General features: G+C 66.1%; 13 protein-coding genes and 1 tRNA gene. 7 read left to right on the top strand and 7 right to left on the bottom strand.

Annotated features, from left to right (window positions below; genetic code table 11):
• Positions 1-12: 12 nt before the first annotated feature.
• Entirely contained in the window at positions 13-537 is a 525-nt protein-coding gene (locus M1D97_RS13505) for a DUF501 domain-containing protein (protein WP_456268246.1), read from the bottom strand.
• Between the two features lie 186 nt (positions 538-723).
• Here M1D97_RS13505 and M1D97_RS13500 point away from each other — a divergent pair, with 186 nt between their 5' ends.
• A complete protein-coding gene (locus M1D97_RS13500) occupies positions 724-1,059 on the top strand; it encodes a hypothetical protein (protein WP_456268245.1) in 336 nt (111 codons plus the stop codon).
• A gap of 21 nt (positions 1,060-1,080) precedes the next feature.
• On the opposite strand, the gene M1D97_RS13495 is transcribed toward M1D97_RS13500, so the two are convergent.
• Complete coding sequence (locus tag M1D97_RS13495) at positions 1,081-1,518, bottom strand: hypothetical protein (RefSeq protein ID WP_456268244.1); 438 nt, start codon at positions 1,516-1,518, stop codon at positions 1,081-1,083.
• A 120-nt stretch (positions 1,519-1,638) separates the two neighbouring features.
• Here M1D97_RS13495 and M1D97_RS13490 point away from each other — a divergent pair, with 120 nt between their 5' ends.
• Positions 1,639-2,811 carry a MalY/PatB family protein gene (locus M1D97_RS13490; protein ID WP_456268243.1) on the top strand — a complete coding sequence of 391 codons (1,173 nt, stop codon included), beginning with the start codon at positions 1,639-1,641 and terminating at the stop codon, positions 2,809-2,811.
• Positions 2,812-2,866: 55 nt separating this feature from the next.
• Here the strand turns inward: M1D97_RS13490 and M1D97_RS13485 are convergent, their stop codons facing one another.
• Entirely contained in the window at positions 2,867-3,802 is a 936-nt protein-coding gene (locus M1D97_RS13485) for a tetratricopeptide repeat protein (protein ID WP_456268242.1), read from the bottom strand.
• A 165-nt stretch (positions 3,803-3,967) separates the two neighbouring features.
• Here M1D97_RS13485 and M1D97_RS13480 point away from each other — a divergent pair, with 165 nt between their 5' ends.
• The gene (locus M1D97_RS13480; protein ID WP_456268241.1) at positions 3,968-4,747 is read left to right on the top strand and encodes a DUF3750 domain-containing protein; all 780 of its coding nucleotides are present in this window, start codon (positions 3,968-3,970) and stop codon (positions 4,745-4,747) included.
• A 185-nt stretch (positions 4,748-4,932) separates the two neighbouring features.
• Here the strand turns inward: M1D97_RS13480 and M1D97_RS13475 are convergent.
• Positions 4,933-5,009, bottom strand: a tRNA-Met gene (locus M1D97_RS13475).
• 38 nt (positions 5,010-5,047) lie between these two features.
• Positions 5,048-7,822: a DUF349 domain-containing protein gene (locus M1D97_RS13470; protein ID WP_456268240.1), complete on the bottom strand. Its 2,775-nt coding sequence runs from the start codon at positions 7,820-7,822 to the stop codon at positions 5,048-5,050.
• Positions 7,823-8,046: 224 nt separating this feature from the next.
• On the opposite strand from M1D97_RS13470, the gene minC reads away from it, so the two are divergent.
• The 4 genes from minC to sbcB all read left to right on the top strand — a co-directional run bounded on the left by minC (position 8,047) and on the right by sbcB (position 11,431).
• Entirely contained in the window at positions 8,047-8,772 is a 726-nt protein-coding gene (gene minC / locus M1D97_RS13465) for a septum site-determining protein MinC (RefSeq protein ID WP_456268239.1), read from the top strand.
• A gap of 43 nt (positions 8,773-8,815) precedes the next feature.
• Complete coding sequence (gene minD, locus M1D97_RS13460) at positions 8,816-9,634, top strand: septum site-determining protein MinD (RefSeq protein ID WP_456268238.1); 819 nt, start codon at positions 8,816-8,818, stop codon at positions 9,632-9,634.
• Positions 9,631-9,885 carry a cell division topological specificity factor MinE gene (gene minE, locus M1D97_RS13455; RefSeq protein WP_086900848.1) on the top strand — a complete coding sequence of 85 codons (255 nt, stop codon included), beginning with the start codon at positions 9,631-9,633 and terminating at the stop codon, positions 9,883-9,885. Before minD ends, minE begins: the two co-directional genes overlap by 4 nt.
• A 79-nt stretch (positions 9,886-9,964) precedes the next feature.
• Complete coding sequence (gene sbcB, locus M1D97_RS13450) at positions 9,965-11,431, top strand: exodeoxyribonuclease I (protein WP_456270228.1); 1,467 nt, start codon at positions 9,965-9,967, stop codon at positions 11,429-11,431.
• 15 nt (positions 11,432-11,446) lie between these two features.
• Here sbcB and M1D97_RS13445 read toward each other — a convergent pair whose 3' ends face one another.
• Together M1D97_RS13445 and M1D97_RS13440 are read right to left on the bottom strand one after the other, a co-directional pair.
• The gene (locus M1D97_RS13445; protein ID WP_456268237.1) at positions 11,447-14,206 is read right to left on the bottom strand and encodes an insulinase family protein; all 2,760 of its coding nucleotides are present in this window, start codon (positions 14,204-14,206) and stop codon (positions 11,447-11,449) included.
• Positions 14,207-14,274: 68 nt separating this feature from the next.
• Positions 14,275-14,973, bottom strand: coding sequence for an SOS response-associated peptidase (locus tag M1D97_RS13440; RefSeq protein WP_456268236.1), 699 nt, complete (start codon positions 14,971-14,973; stop codon positions 14,275-14,277).
• Positions 14,974-15,011 lie beyond the last annotated feature (38 nt).

Genomic DNA, 15,011 nt, shown 5'->3' with positions numbered 1-15,011 from the left:
GCGGTTCGGTGCTCAGCCAACGCTTTCGGCAACCTGCGGGTAGTGCTCATCGATCCAGGCGCCGATGGCGTTGTGGTCGCTGACATGATGAGCGTACTGCGTATGCAGGCAGCGCACCTGCTGCCAGTTGGTGATGCCGCCCACGCCCCGCTCGGTCAGGGCTTTCGTGAAGCCCAGCCGCTCGATCTCGGCGCGCTCCTGGGCGCTCATCGATGCCCAGCGCCTTTGCACATACGCCTCGTGGCTGTGACGGTAGGCCTCGCGCAGCGTCTCGTTGTCCTGGAGATGCGCTTCAAGACGCTTGATCACGCCATCGGCTTCAAGGTGTGACAGCGCCACGGTCAGCTCGCGACTGCAGAGCCAGTAAAGGGTCGGGAAGGGCTTGCCTTCCACCAGCGGCGCAACGCGCAGGGCGAGCGGCGTGCCGCGGCTGTCTTCGGCGCTGACGGCCTGAAGGCCGCGCGGCGTACGCCCAAGCTGCTGTGTGATGATGTCGAGCTGGGCAGCGCTGGGGGCGTGGTCGGTACGAATGATCATGATCGGATAGGCAGTTCGACGTGGGCCCGGGGCGCACGATCGTGAAAGGAAAACGCGGATGCCATCGCCGTGACGACGGACGTGCATCATAGACATGCCCCTGCCCGGCGGCAAGGCGGCAGTCATCCTCTTATACTGACCGTCAGTCCATCGCGCTCAACCCCCGGCCCCCTCCCTGGAGATGCCATGTCACAAGGCGATGCCACCCCGGAAAACTGCTGTGCGCTGTGCGCGCGTCAGGGCGTGTCGCTGACGCGTCATCATCTGATTCCGCGCGCCCTGCACGGGCGCAAGCGGTTTCGCAAGCGCTTCAGCCGTGAAGCGATGAAAGGCGATATCCTGATGATCTGTCGCCCCTGCCACAATCACATTCATCGCGTGCTCAGCGAGCGCGAGATGGCCGAGCACTATCACACCCGTGAGGCGCTGCTGGCGCAGCCGGAGATTGCCGAATTTGCGCGCTGGCTCTCAAGCCGCCCGCCCGGCTTCAAGCCCAAGTCGCCGATCAGGCGCCAGCGCTGAGGTCACGGCGAGGCTGGCTTATCAGATAAGGCGCTGGGCGCTGTGATCGTGCCAGGCTTTGGGCAGGCGCTCTGCAAGCGCCGGGGCCAGCCAGTGCGGCAGCGCCTCGCGGGCCTGACCGAGACTCTCCCAGCGGCGCAGGCGAACCCAGGTCCAGGCCCAGCCATCGCACTGTGACGGCGTCTCTGGCATCGGGTGCGCCGGCATCTGGGAGAGCAGAAACAGGGCGCTGCGGGTGGCCCAGGTAGGCGGGTGGTCCGCCTTCGAGGCGGGCGCGGCCCAGCGCCGGAGGGTGTCACCGTCCGGGTCGCGTTCCGGCTCGCCCAGGCCGGCAACACGCGCCGTATCGGCCAGAATGATGCCCAGCTTCCCGGGCGTGGTGTCGCCAATCTCGAGCCAGCGCTCGATCAGGGAAGGCAGGCCGGCCATGGCGCTGGTATAAAAGTCGCTATCGGTCATGACGTGTCTGTCGGAAAGAGTCGGCTCAAAAGGGATCACGATGCCGCCGGCATCACGACATCATGTGTTCAATCACGCTTCGGTCAGAGACTGACCGGATCTGCACCTCAGGGAGTCTGCATGTCGCACGACAGTGCCGCCTTTGATTTTACGACACCGCTGGATCGGCGCGTGTACCCTACCACCAAATGGCATCTCTATGACGAGGATGTGCTGCCGCTGTGGGTGGCGGACATGGATTTTGCCGTGGCCCCGGCCATCCGGAAGGCGCTGGCCGAGCGGGTAGCGCATCCGGTATTCGGCTACACGCACGCCGACCGCGGTCTGAAGCAGGCGCTGTGCCAGTGGAGCCGCGACCGCTACGGCTGGGAGATCGAGGCCGACTGGCAGCACTGGCTGCCCGGCGTGGTACCGGCGCTGCACGTGGCAAGCCTGGCCCTGACCGAACCCGGCGATGGCGTGCTGACCGTCACGCCCATCTACCCGCCCTTTCTAAAGGTGGCGGACAATACCAGGCGCACGCCGCAGACGGCGCCCATGCGGGCGCCGACGAGCGATGACCCGCTGTGGCGGCTGGATCTTGACGCCATGGAAGCCGCCGTCACGCCGCGTACCCGGCTGCTGCTGTGGTGCCATCCGCACAATCCGACCGGGCGCGTTTTCGATGAGGATGAGCTGTCCCGACTGGCCGACTTCGTCGAGCGCCACGACCTGCTGGTCTGCTCCGATGAGCTGCACTGCGACCTGATTCTGGATGGCAGCGCCCATCGGCCGCTGGCCCACGCCGAGCCGCGTCTGGCCCCGCGCACCATCACGCTCTGGGCGGCCTCCAAGACCTTCAACGTGGCCGGACTGACCAGCGCCTGCGCCGTGATCAGCGATGACGATCTGCGCGCGCGCTTCAAGCGCGGCTGTCTGGGGCTGATGCCGTCCGACAACATCATGGGCGAGACGGCCGCGCACGCTGCCTTCGCCCACGGCGAGCCGTGGCGTCAGGCACTGCTGGAACGGCTGCGTGACAACCGGGCGCTGATCGAATCCTTCGTGGCGCGCTGGCCGGGTGTGCATCTGAGCGCGCCTCAGGCCACCTTTCTGGCCTGGCTGGATCTGCGCGAAGCAGGCCTTGGCGAGACGCCTCAAAAGGAAGTGCTCAAGCGGGCCCGGGTGGCGCTCAACAACGGCGCCGATTTCGGCTGGCCCGGCTTTGCCCGGCTCAATTTCGGCACCGAGCGTGCCCGGCTGGAAGAGGCGCTGACACGCATGGACGCCCTGCTGGGGACGAGCCAGCGCTGAACACAAAAACGCCCGGCCCTTGCGGGGCCGGGCGTTTCTGGAAGGCGCGCCGCAATCAGTAGAGCAGGGTGAACATGCGGCGACGGTAGGTCACCGTCAGCGGATGATCCCCGCCGAGGGCGTCAAAGACGCGCAGCAGTGTCTTGCGCGCGGCATCGTCACCGTAGCCGCGATCACGCTTCATCAGCTCGAGCAGGCCCTCGAGCCCGCGTTCATAGTCGCCGTCGGCCACGGCACGCAGCGCGCGCTGGAACTGCGCTTCGCTGTCGTCGCGGTCGGCCATGGCCTCGATTTCCGAGGCGGAGAGGGCTTCGCGGGCGAAATCGACACGAGCCCGCACGCCGCGCGCCTTCACACCGTCACGATACTCCGGCGGCAGGGCGTCGAGAACGCTCAGCGCATCGTCAAACTGGCCTTCGCGCGTCATGACGCCGGCCATGTCGATGCGATAGTTGTGATCACCGGGGTTGTCGCTGATCAACTGTTCATACAGGCCGCGGGCCGTGGCCGTGTCACCGGCCTCCAGCGCCGCCTGCGCCTGCTCTTCAAGGCTCTGACTGCCGCCTTCAGGGGCAGTGATGTGCTTGCCGAGCCAGTCGCGCAGCTGACGCTCCGGCAGGGCCTCATGAAGCTGGTCGTGGAGCTGGCCCTGCACGATCAGCTTGACGTCGGGGACCGAGCGAATGCCCAGCTGAGCGGCAATCTGCTGCTGCTCATCGATGTTGAGCTTCGCCAGTACCAGCGTGCCCTGATACTCATGGGTCAGCTTTTCCAGCGCCGACATCAGGGTCTGGCAGGCCTCGCTCGAGGGGGACCAGCTCTGCAGGACCACGGGGACATGCATGGAGCCTTCCAGCACCACCTGCTGGAAGTTGGACATGTCCACGTCGACGATAAACTGCGAGGCATCGGCACCGCCGCCGGCGCTCTGGCCGGGTTGTGATGACGGCGCGCCCATGGGTTCACCGGTTTTGGGATCAACGATCTGCATGATGGCAAGCTCTCGCTAAGGGGAATTCACGATACGTTCGAATATGGGTGTTTATGGCGCTGGCAGAAGGCGAATTCAAGCCGCCCTGCCCAACAGGGTAGCGGGAAACGACGTGACGACAGGAGGCGCAATGAACATGATCGGGATGGCGGGAGGCAGGCCGTCGTGAGGCTGGTCAGGGGAATGACCGGCGTGGCGGCGCTGGTGGTGCTGCTGCTGGCGGGGCCTGCCGCCGTGTGGTGGCTGGGCGGTATCGACACCCGCACCGGCTGGGCCAGTGCCGGCCGGGCCTCCACGGGCCTGGCGCCCCGGAGCGAGGCGTTCGATGGTGCCGTGGTGCAGCTCTACGGCGCACGCGCCTTCAGCTGGCGCGGCGCCTTTGCCATGCACACCTGGATTGCCGTCAAGCCGGCAGGCGCGCGGGGCTATACCACCTACGAGGTGCAGGGCTGGCGTCAGCCCACCGTACGCACGCGCCACGGGGCACCCGATCGGGAGTGGTTTGGCCAGCGTCCGCAGCTACTGGCGGATCTGCGCGGTGACGAGGCCTCGCGCGCCATTGCGGGTATCGAGCGCTCGGTCGATGCGTATCCCCGGCCGCAGCGCTATCGCGTCTTTCCCGGCCCCAACAGCAATACGTTCATTGCCTGGCTGATCCGTCAGGTCCCCGAGCTCGAAGTAGAGATGCCCGCGCTGGCACTGGGCAAGGATTATCTGATCGACGAGACGCGAGCGCTGGGGCATGTCTTCGGGCCGGCGCCCAGCGGCACGGGCTATCAGCTTTCCCTGTACGGCGTGCTGGGGGTCATGGTGGCTCGCGATGAAGGGCTCGAATTCAACCTGCTGGGGCTGGTGTTTGGTGTCGATCCGCTGGATCTGGCCATCAAGCTGCCCGGCATCGGGCGTCTCGCGCCGGCGCCGCTGTATCGGTCGCAGTACGAATAGCGTGTGACGGCGGCACGAGTACGCCGGGTGCCGGCGCCGTCACGTGTCGCTGGCAGCGGGGCCGCCGGTGTTGAATGCAACCGGAAACCGACGACCGTGATGTTCAAGCGGGGCAGGTCGGATTGGATAACGTCCGGACGCAAAAAAGCCGACCCGGAGGTCGGCTTTTGCAATTCACGTGTCGATGGTAGCGGGGGCCGGATTTGAACCGACGACCTTCGGGTTATGAGCCCGACGAGCTACCAGGCTGCTCCACCCCGCATCGACGTGCTGTGCATCTTACGCGTTTTTTCTGTCGTGTCAATCGTTGCTGTCAATTTCCTGCAACATGGCCATGAGTGACTCGAGGCGCGGGGCAATGGCCTGCCAGTCTTCTTCGCTGATCGGACCGCTGGCCAGCAGCCGGTACTGCAGCTGCTCGAGCTCCTCCATGGGATCGGAGGTGCTGCCCATGGCGTCGTTGAGGCGGGCGACCTGCACGTCCAGACGCCGGGAAGAGTCCTCGCTGCCCAGCGGCGCGTCCACCAGCACCGATAGATGCACGCGCAGATGTTCCAGCCACTCGCGCGCCTTGGCCTGCTCGCCGGTGGCGCGACGCTCGTTGCGCAGCCGGTGCGCTTCCAGCGCCTGCGAGGAGAGGGGGAGTGGCGCATCAACGCTGTCGGCGGACCCGCCGTTCAGCGCCCGGGTGTCGGCGGCCACATGCGCCTCGAGCAGGGGCTGCCACTGCTGCCAGCGATCGGCCAGTGCCCCGAGGGCCAGGCGGTCGAGCCGGTCGCGGCGATCGCGCAGGATGCCTTCCCAGCGTTTGAGCATGCCGCTGGTGCGGGGGCCGTTGGGCAGGGGCATCAGGGCCTCGGCCTCGCGTTCGGCGTCATCCAGCATGGTGCGATCCGCGGCGCTTTCCGGCAGCCACTGGTCCAGCCGATCGATCAGTGCCTGCATTTGATCAAGGCGGCTGTCGCGCTGCTGTCGCTGCTGCTGGCGCCGGGAGTTGCGACGCTCGAAGATGGCGTCGCAGTGCTGGCGGAAGGCGCGCCACAGGGTCTGCTCTTCGCCGCGCGGGGCGCGGCCGAGCTCGCGCCATCGGGTCTGCAGCGCCTTGGTCTTCTCGGCGCGGCGCTCGTCGTCGATATCGGCGGCTTCCAGCTCGCGGATCTCGTCGACCAGCGCCTGCTTGGCCTGGGCCACGGCGCGCGCCTGCTGATCGATCAGGGTCTGCAGGGCGCGCAGTGAGCGGGTAAAGCGCTGGCGCAGTTCGGCTTCCCGGTCGCGGGGCACGGGCGACCACTGGCGCCACGCTTCGCGGGCGCGATCGCGGATGGTGCGCAGGCTGTCGGGGTCGGAGGTGGCGGCGGCGGTGTTGACCAGGGTTTCCAGCTGTTCACAGAGTCGTTCCCGCTCGACCAGATTGGTCTCGCGCTGCTGGTCGCGGCGCTGATAAAAGTCGGTCAGCTGTTCGCGGACCCGGTCGGAGGCCTGACGAAAGCGCGTGGAGCGCTCGCGTGAGGCGGCGGCATCGCCCAGCGCCTTCCAGTCACGCACCAGACGGCGATGCTGCTGGTCGCGGGCGGGGTCATCCATGTCTGCCGCGGCAAGTCCTTCCATGCCGTCGATCAGCTGTTCACGCTTGGGGGCGGCGGCAAAGTTGCGCCAGTCGCGCAGCTCATGGGTGCGCTGCCCGAGCTGATTGAGCCGGGTCTGCAGGCTGTCGCGCCGATTGGCCGGCAGGCGCTGGCGGCGCTGCATCAGACTGTCCAGCAGGCGGGTGGCTTCCTGCAGCTCGCCGCGATCGAGCTGGCTTTCCAGCTGATCCAGTGACTGCTGAAACTGATCCGGATTGATCGTGGTGCCCGGTGCGGGGTCGCTGTCGGCGGCCGGGGCCTCGGGCTCGGGCAGATGCGTGAGCAGGGTCGGGCAGGGGAGGCCGTCCGGCCAGGCGATGGTGCGCTTGAGCTGCTCGATGGTCTGAAGATCGCGCTGGTCGATGGCGCTGCTCAACGCCTGCTGATGCGTTTCAAAGCGCTGCCAGGCAGCGGTCAGGTTGCTGGCCTGCTGCACCAGTGCTTCAAAGTGCTGCTGATCTTCCTGTTCCGGCGCGATGCGGTCGGTCAGGTCCCGCCACTGCTCGGCCTGCAGTCTGAAATGCGCCTGCAGCTGGGCCACGTCCTGGCCATCCAGCGTGGCGCGATGTTCAAGATCCTTCAGAGCCTGCGCCAGCGAGGTGATGATGCGCTGGCTGTCGCGGCGGGCCATGTCCATGGCCTGTTCATGTGCCCGGGCCTCCCGCTGGGCGTTGTCATGCTCGGTCACGCGCGCGCTGGTGCGCTGTTCGACCCGGTGAAACCGCTCGCGCTGTGACTCGTCGGCATCCTCCATCAGCGACTGCCATTCGCGCAGCAGGTGACGATAGCGCGCCGGCAGCATGGGCTCCCACTGCTGCTCTGCCAGTCGGGTCATGGCGGCAATCAGGTCGTCGCGACGCTGCTGTCGGGCGCTGTGTTCGCGGCGCTGGTCACGGCGCTGGTTGAGCCTGTCGCGGGCGCTGCGCATGATCTGCTTGTCGCGGCGGGCCTCCCGGGCGAGGCGTTCGAGCCCCTCGTCGCTGTCGATACGCTGGGCGGCTGCCTGGCGAACACCGGCGATCGAGTTCTGACAGGCCTGCTCGATCAGAACGTTTTCGTTTTCGATGCGCGCCAGCGCCGTCAGCCTGAGCTGCTGATTGTCGGCATGGGTGGCCATGTGACCGAGCAGGTCGGGGTCGGTGAGGGCGTCCATGACCTGCTGGCGCTGCTCCAGGGTCAGCAGCGTGCGCTCCCGGCCGCTGAGGGTATCGCGCAGCGTGCGATGCAGCGGCGTATCGGCCTCGATGGTCGTCAGCAGTGTCTGATAGCGCTCGGGAGTGGCCAGGCGGGCGAGGGCGGCATGACGGACATCGGGGCTGTCGTCATGAAGCAGGGTCTCGAGCTTGTCGCGATCGCGCTCGACGCTCAGACCGGCGATGGCCTCCTGGCGAATACGGGGATCATTGTGACGCCAGCGCGGCGCAAACAGACGTTGTAGAAATCCGGGCATGAGATCGATGTCTTTCCAGGCAACTGGCGGTGGCTGAATACCGGGCGATACGGGTGTCGTGACGTCAGGAAAGCATAACAGGCCCGGGAGCGCGTGGCAGAGCTTCCTTTGGGGCGTCGGCAACTGGCGACACCTGACAGACGCCGGTACACACCGTATGATCATGGCCCGGCAACACTATCATCGCTCAGGGCGTTCATTCATTATCCGACAGGAAACCGGGCATGAGTCTCAAGGTGGATCAGACGGCCACTGCCTTTACGTTCAAGGGTGGCATGCTGCCCATGACGGTCATGGAGCTTGCAAGCTCCGACCCTGAACGTATCGGTGCGCAACTGGCAGGCAAGCTTAGCCAGTCGCCGGCCTTTTTTCAGCATACGCCAGTGGTATTGAGTGTCGAAAAACTTGATGATACCGCACTGGCGCTGGAGCGTCTTTGCGCCGTCTGTCGTTCGCACAAGCTCCTGCCGGTCGCTGTCAGGGGCGGCAGTGAAGGCATCAAGCAGTCGGCATGGGCGCTGGGGCTGGGCTGGTTTCCACCTCAGGAGTCACGCGAGTCGCGCACGCTCGAGTCGGTAACGCCGCCGCCCGGGCGCGCCCCCATGGTGGAAGACGCGGCCAGTGGCGGTCGCATCTTTCGCGGCACGGTGCGTTCGGGACAGCAGATCAGCGCCGCCGAGGGTGATCTGGTGGTCGTGGGCGCGGTCAACGCCGGCGCCGAGGTGCTGGCGGCGGGCAGCGTTCATGTCTACGGACCGCTGCGCGGTCGGGCGCTGGCCGGCATTCACGGTGATCGTGACTGCGGCATCTTCTGTCATGAGCTGCATGCCGAGCTGTTGTCGGTGGCCGGCAACTACAAGCGCCTTGAGGATATCGATCCGTCACTGCTCAATACGACGGTTCAGGTCAGATTGAGAGACAACCAGCTCTCCATAGAAGCACTCGTCTGACTGCGAAGACCCCTTACAACGCAACAGTTACAGGAAGCGCATTTTGGCCAGGATCATCGTCGTTACATCAGGAAAGGGCGGGGTCGGCAAGACCACCAGCGCGGCAGCCATCGCCACCGGTCTGGCCTTGAAGGGCAAAAAGACCATCGTGATCGATTTTGATGTGGGGCTTCGAAACCTCGACCTGATCATGGGGTGCGAGCGTCGTGTGGTCTACGATCTGGTCAACGTCATTCAGGGCGAGGCGAGCCTCAACCAGGCCATGATCCGTGACAAGCGCACCGACAATCTCCATATCCTGCCGGCCTCGCAGACCCGCGACAAGGACGCCCTGACGCTCGAGGGCGTCGAGCAGGTGCTCGACAAGCTCTCGGAAGATTTCGACTATATCGTCTGTGACTCGCCGGCCGGTATCGAGCGCGGCGCCCAGCTGGCGATGTATTTCGCCGACGAGGCGATCGTGGTGACCAATCCGGAAGTCTCTTCGGTGCGTGACTCCGACCGCATTCTGGGCCTTCTGGCGTCCAAGACACGGCGCGCCGAGCAGGGCAATGACCCGGTCGTGGAGCGCCTTTTGATCACCCGCTATGACCCGAACCGGGTCGACAGCGGCGACATGCTCAATCTGGAAGACATTCAGGAAATCCTGGCGATCAAGCTGATCGGACTGATTCCGGAGTCCGAGGCCGTGCTGCGCTCCTCCAACTCCGGGGTACCTGTGACGCATGACCAGGACAGCGATGCCGGTCAGGCCTATAGTGATACCGTGGCCAGGCTTTTGGGTGATGAAAAGCCGCTGCGCTTTCATCAGCTACAAAAGAAAAGTTTTCTGAGTCGGATCTTCGGCGGGGGGCGTCGGTGAAACTACTGGAATTTCTAAAGCGCGAGCGCAAGAAATCGGCATCGGTCGCCAAGGAGCGACTGCAGATTATCGTGGCCCACCAGCGCGGTCAGCGCGGTCAGCCCGATTACATGCCCATGCTGGAGCGTGAGCTCCTCGAAGTGATCCGTCGCTATGTCGAGGTCGAGCAGGACGCGATCAATATCAGTCTGGACAGCGAGGATGACTGTTCGGTGCTGGAGCTCAACGTGACCCTGCCCAACCGCGGCTGACGCCGCGCGCTCACCGGCCCCTTCACTGGCCATGGCCAGTGAAGGGGCGTGGCCATGATATCCGCCTGCCCCGTGATCCCTGCCTGGAGCCACTGTTTTGTCGGTCAGCTTTCTTTTCCATGACTACGAGACCTTCGGCGCCGACCCGCGCCGCGATCGCCCCTCGCAGTTTGCCGCCATTCGAACCGATGCGCAGTTCAATGAAATCGGCGAACCCGAGGTCATCTACTGCCGCCAGAGCGATGACTATCTACCCCAGCCGGTGGCGTGTCTGCTGACCGGCATTACGCCCCAGCAGGCCTCGCGCCGCGGCCTGCCCGAAACCGAGTTTGCCGGGCGCATTCTGGAGATGATGCAGCAGGGCGATACCTGCACGCTGGGGTACAACTCGCTGCGCTTTGATGATGAGGTCACGCGTCATCTGTTCTATCGCAACTTCATCGACCCCTACGCCCGCGAGTGGCAAAACGGCAACTCGCGCTGGGACCTGATCGATGCCGTGCGCGCCTTCTACGCGCTGCGTCCGGAAGGGATCGAGTGGCCGCGACGCGAGGACGGCAGTCCCAGCTTCAAGCTCGAGCAGCTCAGCGTGGCCAACGGCATCGAACACGGCGACGCCCACGATGCGCTGGCCGATGTGCGGGCGACCATCGAGCTTGCAAAACTGCTGCGCTCGCGCAACGAGAAGCTCTTTGACTATCTGCTGGGGCTGCGCGACAAGCGTCGGGTTGCCTCGCTACTGGATGTCAACACGCGAAAGCCCATGCTGCACGTGTCGCGGCGCTATCCGGCCAGCCGCGGCTGCAGTGCCCTGATCGCGCCGCTGGCCATGCACCCGACTAACCCCAACGGGGTGATCGTGGTGGATCTGGCCATGGATCCGACACCGCTGTTCGAGCTGGGCCCCGAGGCCATTGCCGAGCGCGTCTTTGCCAGTGCCGACGAGCTGGCGGAAGGGACGTCGCGCATTCCGCTCAAGGTGATTCATCTCAACCGCAGCCCTGTGCTGATGCCGATCAAGGCCGTGGACGACGCCGTGGCCGAGCGTCTGGGTATCGACCGGGACGCCGCCGAGCGCCACTGGCAGATGCTCGCCGGCAGTGGTGATATCGCCACGCGCGTGGCGCAGGCGTTCAGCACGCCGCCGCCGGCACCGCCGGCCGACCCGGATCTGATGCTCTACTCGGGCGGGTTTTTCTCCAATGGCGACAAGCGGGAGATGACGCGCATCCGGGAGACGCCGGTGGAGACGCTCGAGGCGCTGCAGCCGGCCTTTCAGGATACCCGGCTGGAAGAGATGTTCTTTCGCTACAAGGCGCGCAACTACCCTGAAGTGCTGACCTCCGAGGAGCGCGCGCGCTGGGAAAGCGATCGCTGGGAGCGACTGAACGACCCGAAGGTGGCCGCCATGACGCTGGCCGGCTTCGCCCGCGAAATCGAGCGCCTCAACGGTGAGCTGGCGCACATGAGCGACAGGGAGCGTCAGTGCCTCGAGGAGCTGGTGATGCACGTCGAGGCCATGATGCCGCCGCAGGCCTTTGAATAGGCCCGCGGCGTCGGGTCATGCCTCTTGCGGCGGGGCAGTCAGAAAGGGCTGCCAGGGCGTGTCAGCGATGTTGGCCGCTACCCCGTCATCGGACGCCGTCATCAGTACCGGTCGCGACCGCAGCGCCTGCCAGGCGCTGCGGATCGACTCGCCGCGCTGATCCCTGACCGCCTCTGCCAGCTGCTCACGGCGATCGAAATCGGTCCAGCCGTGTGCCAGCTCCTGCCATAGCCGCGAGGCCCGCTGCCCCAGCCGCTGCTCGCGCTCGACCAGGCGTTCGGCCACGGCCTGCTGGTAGCCGTGGAGGCCGGCGTCTTCCATGCCCATGACGATGTCATCAAATCCCGCCAGAAACTGCTCGATGCGCGCCTTGAGCGTGGCGCCGTCGTGGTCCGGTGACTGCACCAGCAGCGCCAGACCGGGCGCCTCCAGCAGCGGCTGGTAGCGTGCCGAGACGACATAGCCCAGCTGCTGCTCGGTTCGAAGCTGATTGAAAAAGGGCGCGCTGATCATCTGGCCCAGAATGGCCAGGCGGGCCTGATCCGCCACGCTGCGCCCCTCGTCCTGCAGGTAGTACAGCAGGCCCGAATCCCGGCGACGGCTGTTCGGGCGCAGTAGCGGCGGCGTGGCGGTCGGTGACAGGACGGCCAGCTCGGGAATGGCGTTTTTCGTGATCCGGGGCGACAGCATCGCCTGAACGCGCGCGCCCAGCTCCCGGGCGTGATCGGCGCTGATGTCACCGGTGGCCAGCGCCTGAACGTGCAGCTCGTCCAGCCACCGGCGGCGAAAGTCGCGCAGCGCCCCGGGGGTGATCCCTTCAAGGGCTGCCAGCCGCGCCTCACTGGGCCAGCCCGGGATGACGAGGCTCTGTACCAGACCACGATTGAGCTGCTCGTGCAGGGCCGAGGCGGGCTCATCCTGCCAGCGTCGCTCAAGACCGCGACGGGCGCGCTGCACGTGATGGTCACTCATGTCGCCGCTTGCCAGCTGGGCCAGCACCCGCTCCATGACCAGCGCCTGACGGTCGCGCCAGCCCGAAAGGGAGAGCGTCATGCCGCGGGCATGGGCGTGAGCGTTCATGCCCTGGCCGGCAAGGCGTGCCGGGTAGAGCGCATCCGACAGGCTGTCCTCCAGCCAGCGCGCCAGCAGTTCGGTCATGACGGCATGATGAACGCTTTCACCCGCGTGCGGGCTCTGCAGACTGAAGCGCCATGCCACGCGCGGCGCGCCGAACTCGCCCGTGGCGTGCAGCCAGAGATCCAGCCCCGGGGTGTCGACGAGACAATGGGTCCCGGCGGTCTCATCATTGATGAGTGCCAGATCCCGGGCGATGAACTCGTTGACGTCCGGCAGGGTCAGCCCGTCGATCGAGGCGCCGCGTGGCCTGACGGCGTGGTACTGCCAGGGCGTGTCGAACCAGGGCGAGCGCTGCTCGCCCGTGACCTCCGGACCGCTGTAGAGGCGCAGCAGCGAGTCGGGTGTCAAACAGCTCAGATACTCGTGAATACGAGACCCGTCAAAACCTTCCATCCAGAAGCCGGCCCGGCGCACGTCCCGGAGGGGGTAGCGGGCCATCGCCGTCGACAGGGCGGTGGCCTGTCGGGCAGGTGACTGACGCTGCTGAAAGCGAAACTGCTGTTCGACCAGTCGGGCCTGCTCTTCGTAGCGCCACGACGCCACGCCCTGTTCACGGATCAGGTCGATCCAGGCCATGAGCGAGGCCTGAATCTCCTCGAGATGCTCGCTGCCCTGCGGGGTGAGGTCGATGTTGACCATGAACAGGGCGCGCCGGCCGTCGCCGCGGACACTGCCGGCCGAGAGGGCGTCGGCCCAGCCGCGCGCTCGCAGCCGGGCCAGCAGGCTGCCGGGTGCTTCGTGACCGATCAGATTGGAGAGAAACGAGACCGGCTTGAGCCGGTAGTCCTGGTCGGGGTCGGGAATGGGGAAGAGAAAGCGTACCTGATGCTGGTGCTGCAGCGACTGGACGGCCATGGCCGCGGGCAGCTGCGTCTTGAGCGCCACCGGCTGATCAATGGTGCGTGGCGTCAGGCCGCGATCGGGCACGTCGGCAAAGTGCTCCCGGGCCAGGGCGTCGAGCGTGTCCAGCGGCTGCGGACCGGTCAATACCAGTGCCATGGTGTTGGCGTCGTAGTGCGCCTCGTGGAAGGCCACCAGCGCCTCGCGCAGGGTCTGGCCGGGAAGATCCCTGAGGGTGTCGAGATTGCCGATGCTGAAACGATTGTAGGGGTGCTCGGGGTTGAGAGCCTGGCTCAGGGCGTCCTCGATGCGTCGACCGTCATCCTGTAAACGGGCCTGATACTCGGCATGAACGGCATGGCGTTCGCGCTCGACGCAGGAGGCATCCAGGGTCGGGGCGACAAAAAAGCGGGCAAACCGCGCCAGCGCCGGAGCAAAAGCCTCCGGGGCAATGTCGAAGAAGTAGTTGGTGTCGCGCGGTGCGGTAAAGGCGTTGTGCTGGCCGCCGTGCTCGCCCAGAAACTGATGGTAGTCGTCGGGGTCGGGATAGCGGTCGGTGCCCAGAAACAGCATGTGTTCGAGAAAGTGGGCCAGCCCCGGGACATCGTCCGGGTTGAAGGCGCTGCCGGTGGCCACGTTCATCGCGGCGCCGGCGCGTTCGGCGGCGGCGTCATGGACCAGCAGTACCTGCAGGCCGTTGTCGAGCGTCAGCGCCCGGTATTCGGCGCTGTCGCCCGGGCCCGGAATGACAGGGCCGGCCGGCTCACTGTCTGCTGAGGCGTTTGTCGTCATGGTCATGGGGATCGGTTCGCTTGCGTGATCGGGGGCGGAAGCGCCCCGGGTGCTGAAAATGGGCCGTGGTCCGCCTAGTGGCCGGTCGCGTCAATGGCGCCACGGGTCGCGGTCATCATGTGGCCGGTGGGGCGGGCACAGTGCCAGTTCTGATTGGCGGGGTCATTGACCAGCCGCTCGACCGGGAAGGCGCCCAGCAGGGCCGGCGGGGCCGGCGCAAGCAATTCGCGGGCCCGTGGCAGCGGCGTTTCGGGCGACAGCCAGGTGCTCGCCTGATCGGCGCCGATCACGGCCGGGAAACGGTCGGTCAGGGGCGACAGCGGAGCGTCGACGTCCACCGTAATCAGGGCCATGGAGTCAAAGGCCGTGCGGGTGTCGGTCATGTAGCGACACCAGATGCCTGCCAGCATGAAGGGGTCACGGTCGGTGCGGGTCACCAGAAAGGGCTGCTTTTGCCGCGGCAGCTGTTTCCAGATATAGACCCCCGACACCGGAATCAGACAGCGCCGGGCCGCGAAGGCTTCGCGAAACATGCGCCTGTCGTCCAGCGACTCGGCCCGCGCACAGTGCGGCGCGTGATCAAGGACCTTGAGCCAGGAGGGCGTCATGCCCCAGAAGGCGCGGCCCAGATGGGTGGCGCCCTGTTCCAGACGCAGCATCGATAACCAGTGCCGCGGGGCCAGGTTGGGACTGGCCACGATGGGGTGATCGACGACGATATTGTCGAGCAGCCGGCCGGGACTCAGCGCCTCGATATACAAACGCCCTGCCATGGCAGCTCCTCCCTAAACGTGAAACGCGTGAACAGTGG

This window comes from Kushneria sp. AK178, from assembly GCF_053903105.1.
The sequence above is the reverse complement of the archived record's forward strand: the minus strand, read 5'-3'. Positions and strand labels throughout refer to the sequence as shown.

Excerpts from the sequence above, each read along its gene's own strand:
- M1D97_RS13500 (WP_456268245.1), top strand. The coding sequence starts at position 724 with ATGTCACAAGGCGATGCCACCCCGGAAAACTGCTGTGCGCTGTGCGCG.
- M1D97_RS13505 (WP_456268246.1), bottom strand. The coding sequence starts at position 537 with ATGATCATTCGTACCGACCACGCCCCCAGCGCTGCCCAGCTCGACATC.
- minC (WP_456268239.1), top strand. The coding sequence starts at position 8,047 with ATGAGTCTCAAGGTGGATCAGACGGCCACTGCCTTTACGTTCAAGGGT.
- M1D97_RS13445 (WP_456268237.1), bottom strand. The coding sequence starts at position 14,206 with ATGACCATGACGACAAACGCCTCAGCAGACAGTGAGCCGGCCGGCCCT.
- M1D97_RS13490 (WP_456268243.1), top strand. The coding sequence starts at position 1,639 with ATGTCGCACGACAGTGCCGCCTTTGATTTTACGACACCGCTGGATCGG.
- M1D97_RS13470 (WP_456268240.1), bottom strand. The coding sequence starts at position 7,822 with ATGCCCGGATTTCTACAACGTCTGTTTGCGCCGCGCTGGCGTCACAAT.
- M1D97_RS13440 (WP_456268236.1), bottom strand. The coding sequence starts at position 14,973 with ATGGCAGGGCGTTTGTATATCGAGGCGCTGAGTCCCGGCCGGCTGCTC.
- M1D97_RS13485 (WP_456268242.1), bottom strand. The coding sequence starts at position 3,802 with ATGCAGATCGTTGATCCCAAAACCGGTGAACCCATGGGCGCGCCGTCA.
- M1D97_RS13495 (WP_456268244.1), bottom strand. The coding sequence starts at position 1,518 with ATGACCGATAGCGACTTTTATACCAGCGCCATGGCCGGCCTGCCTTCC.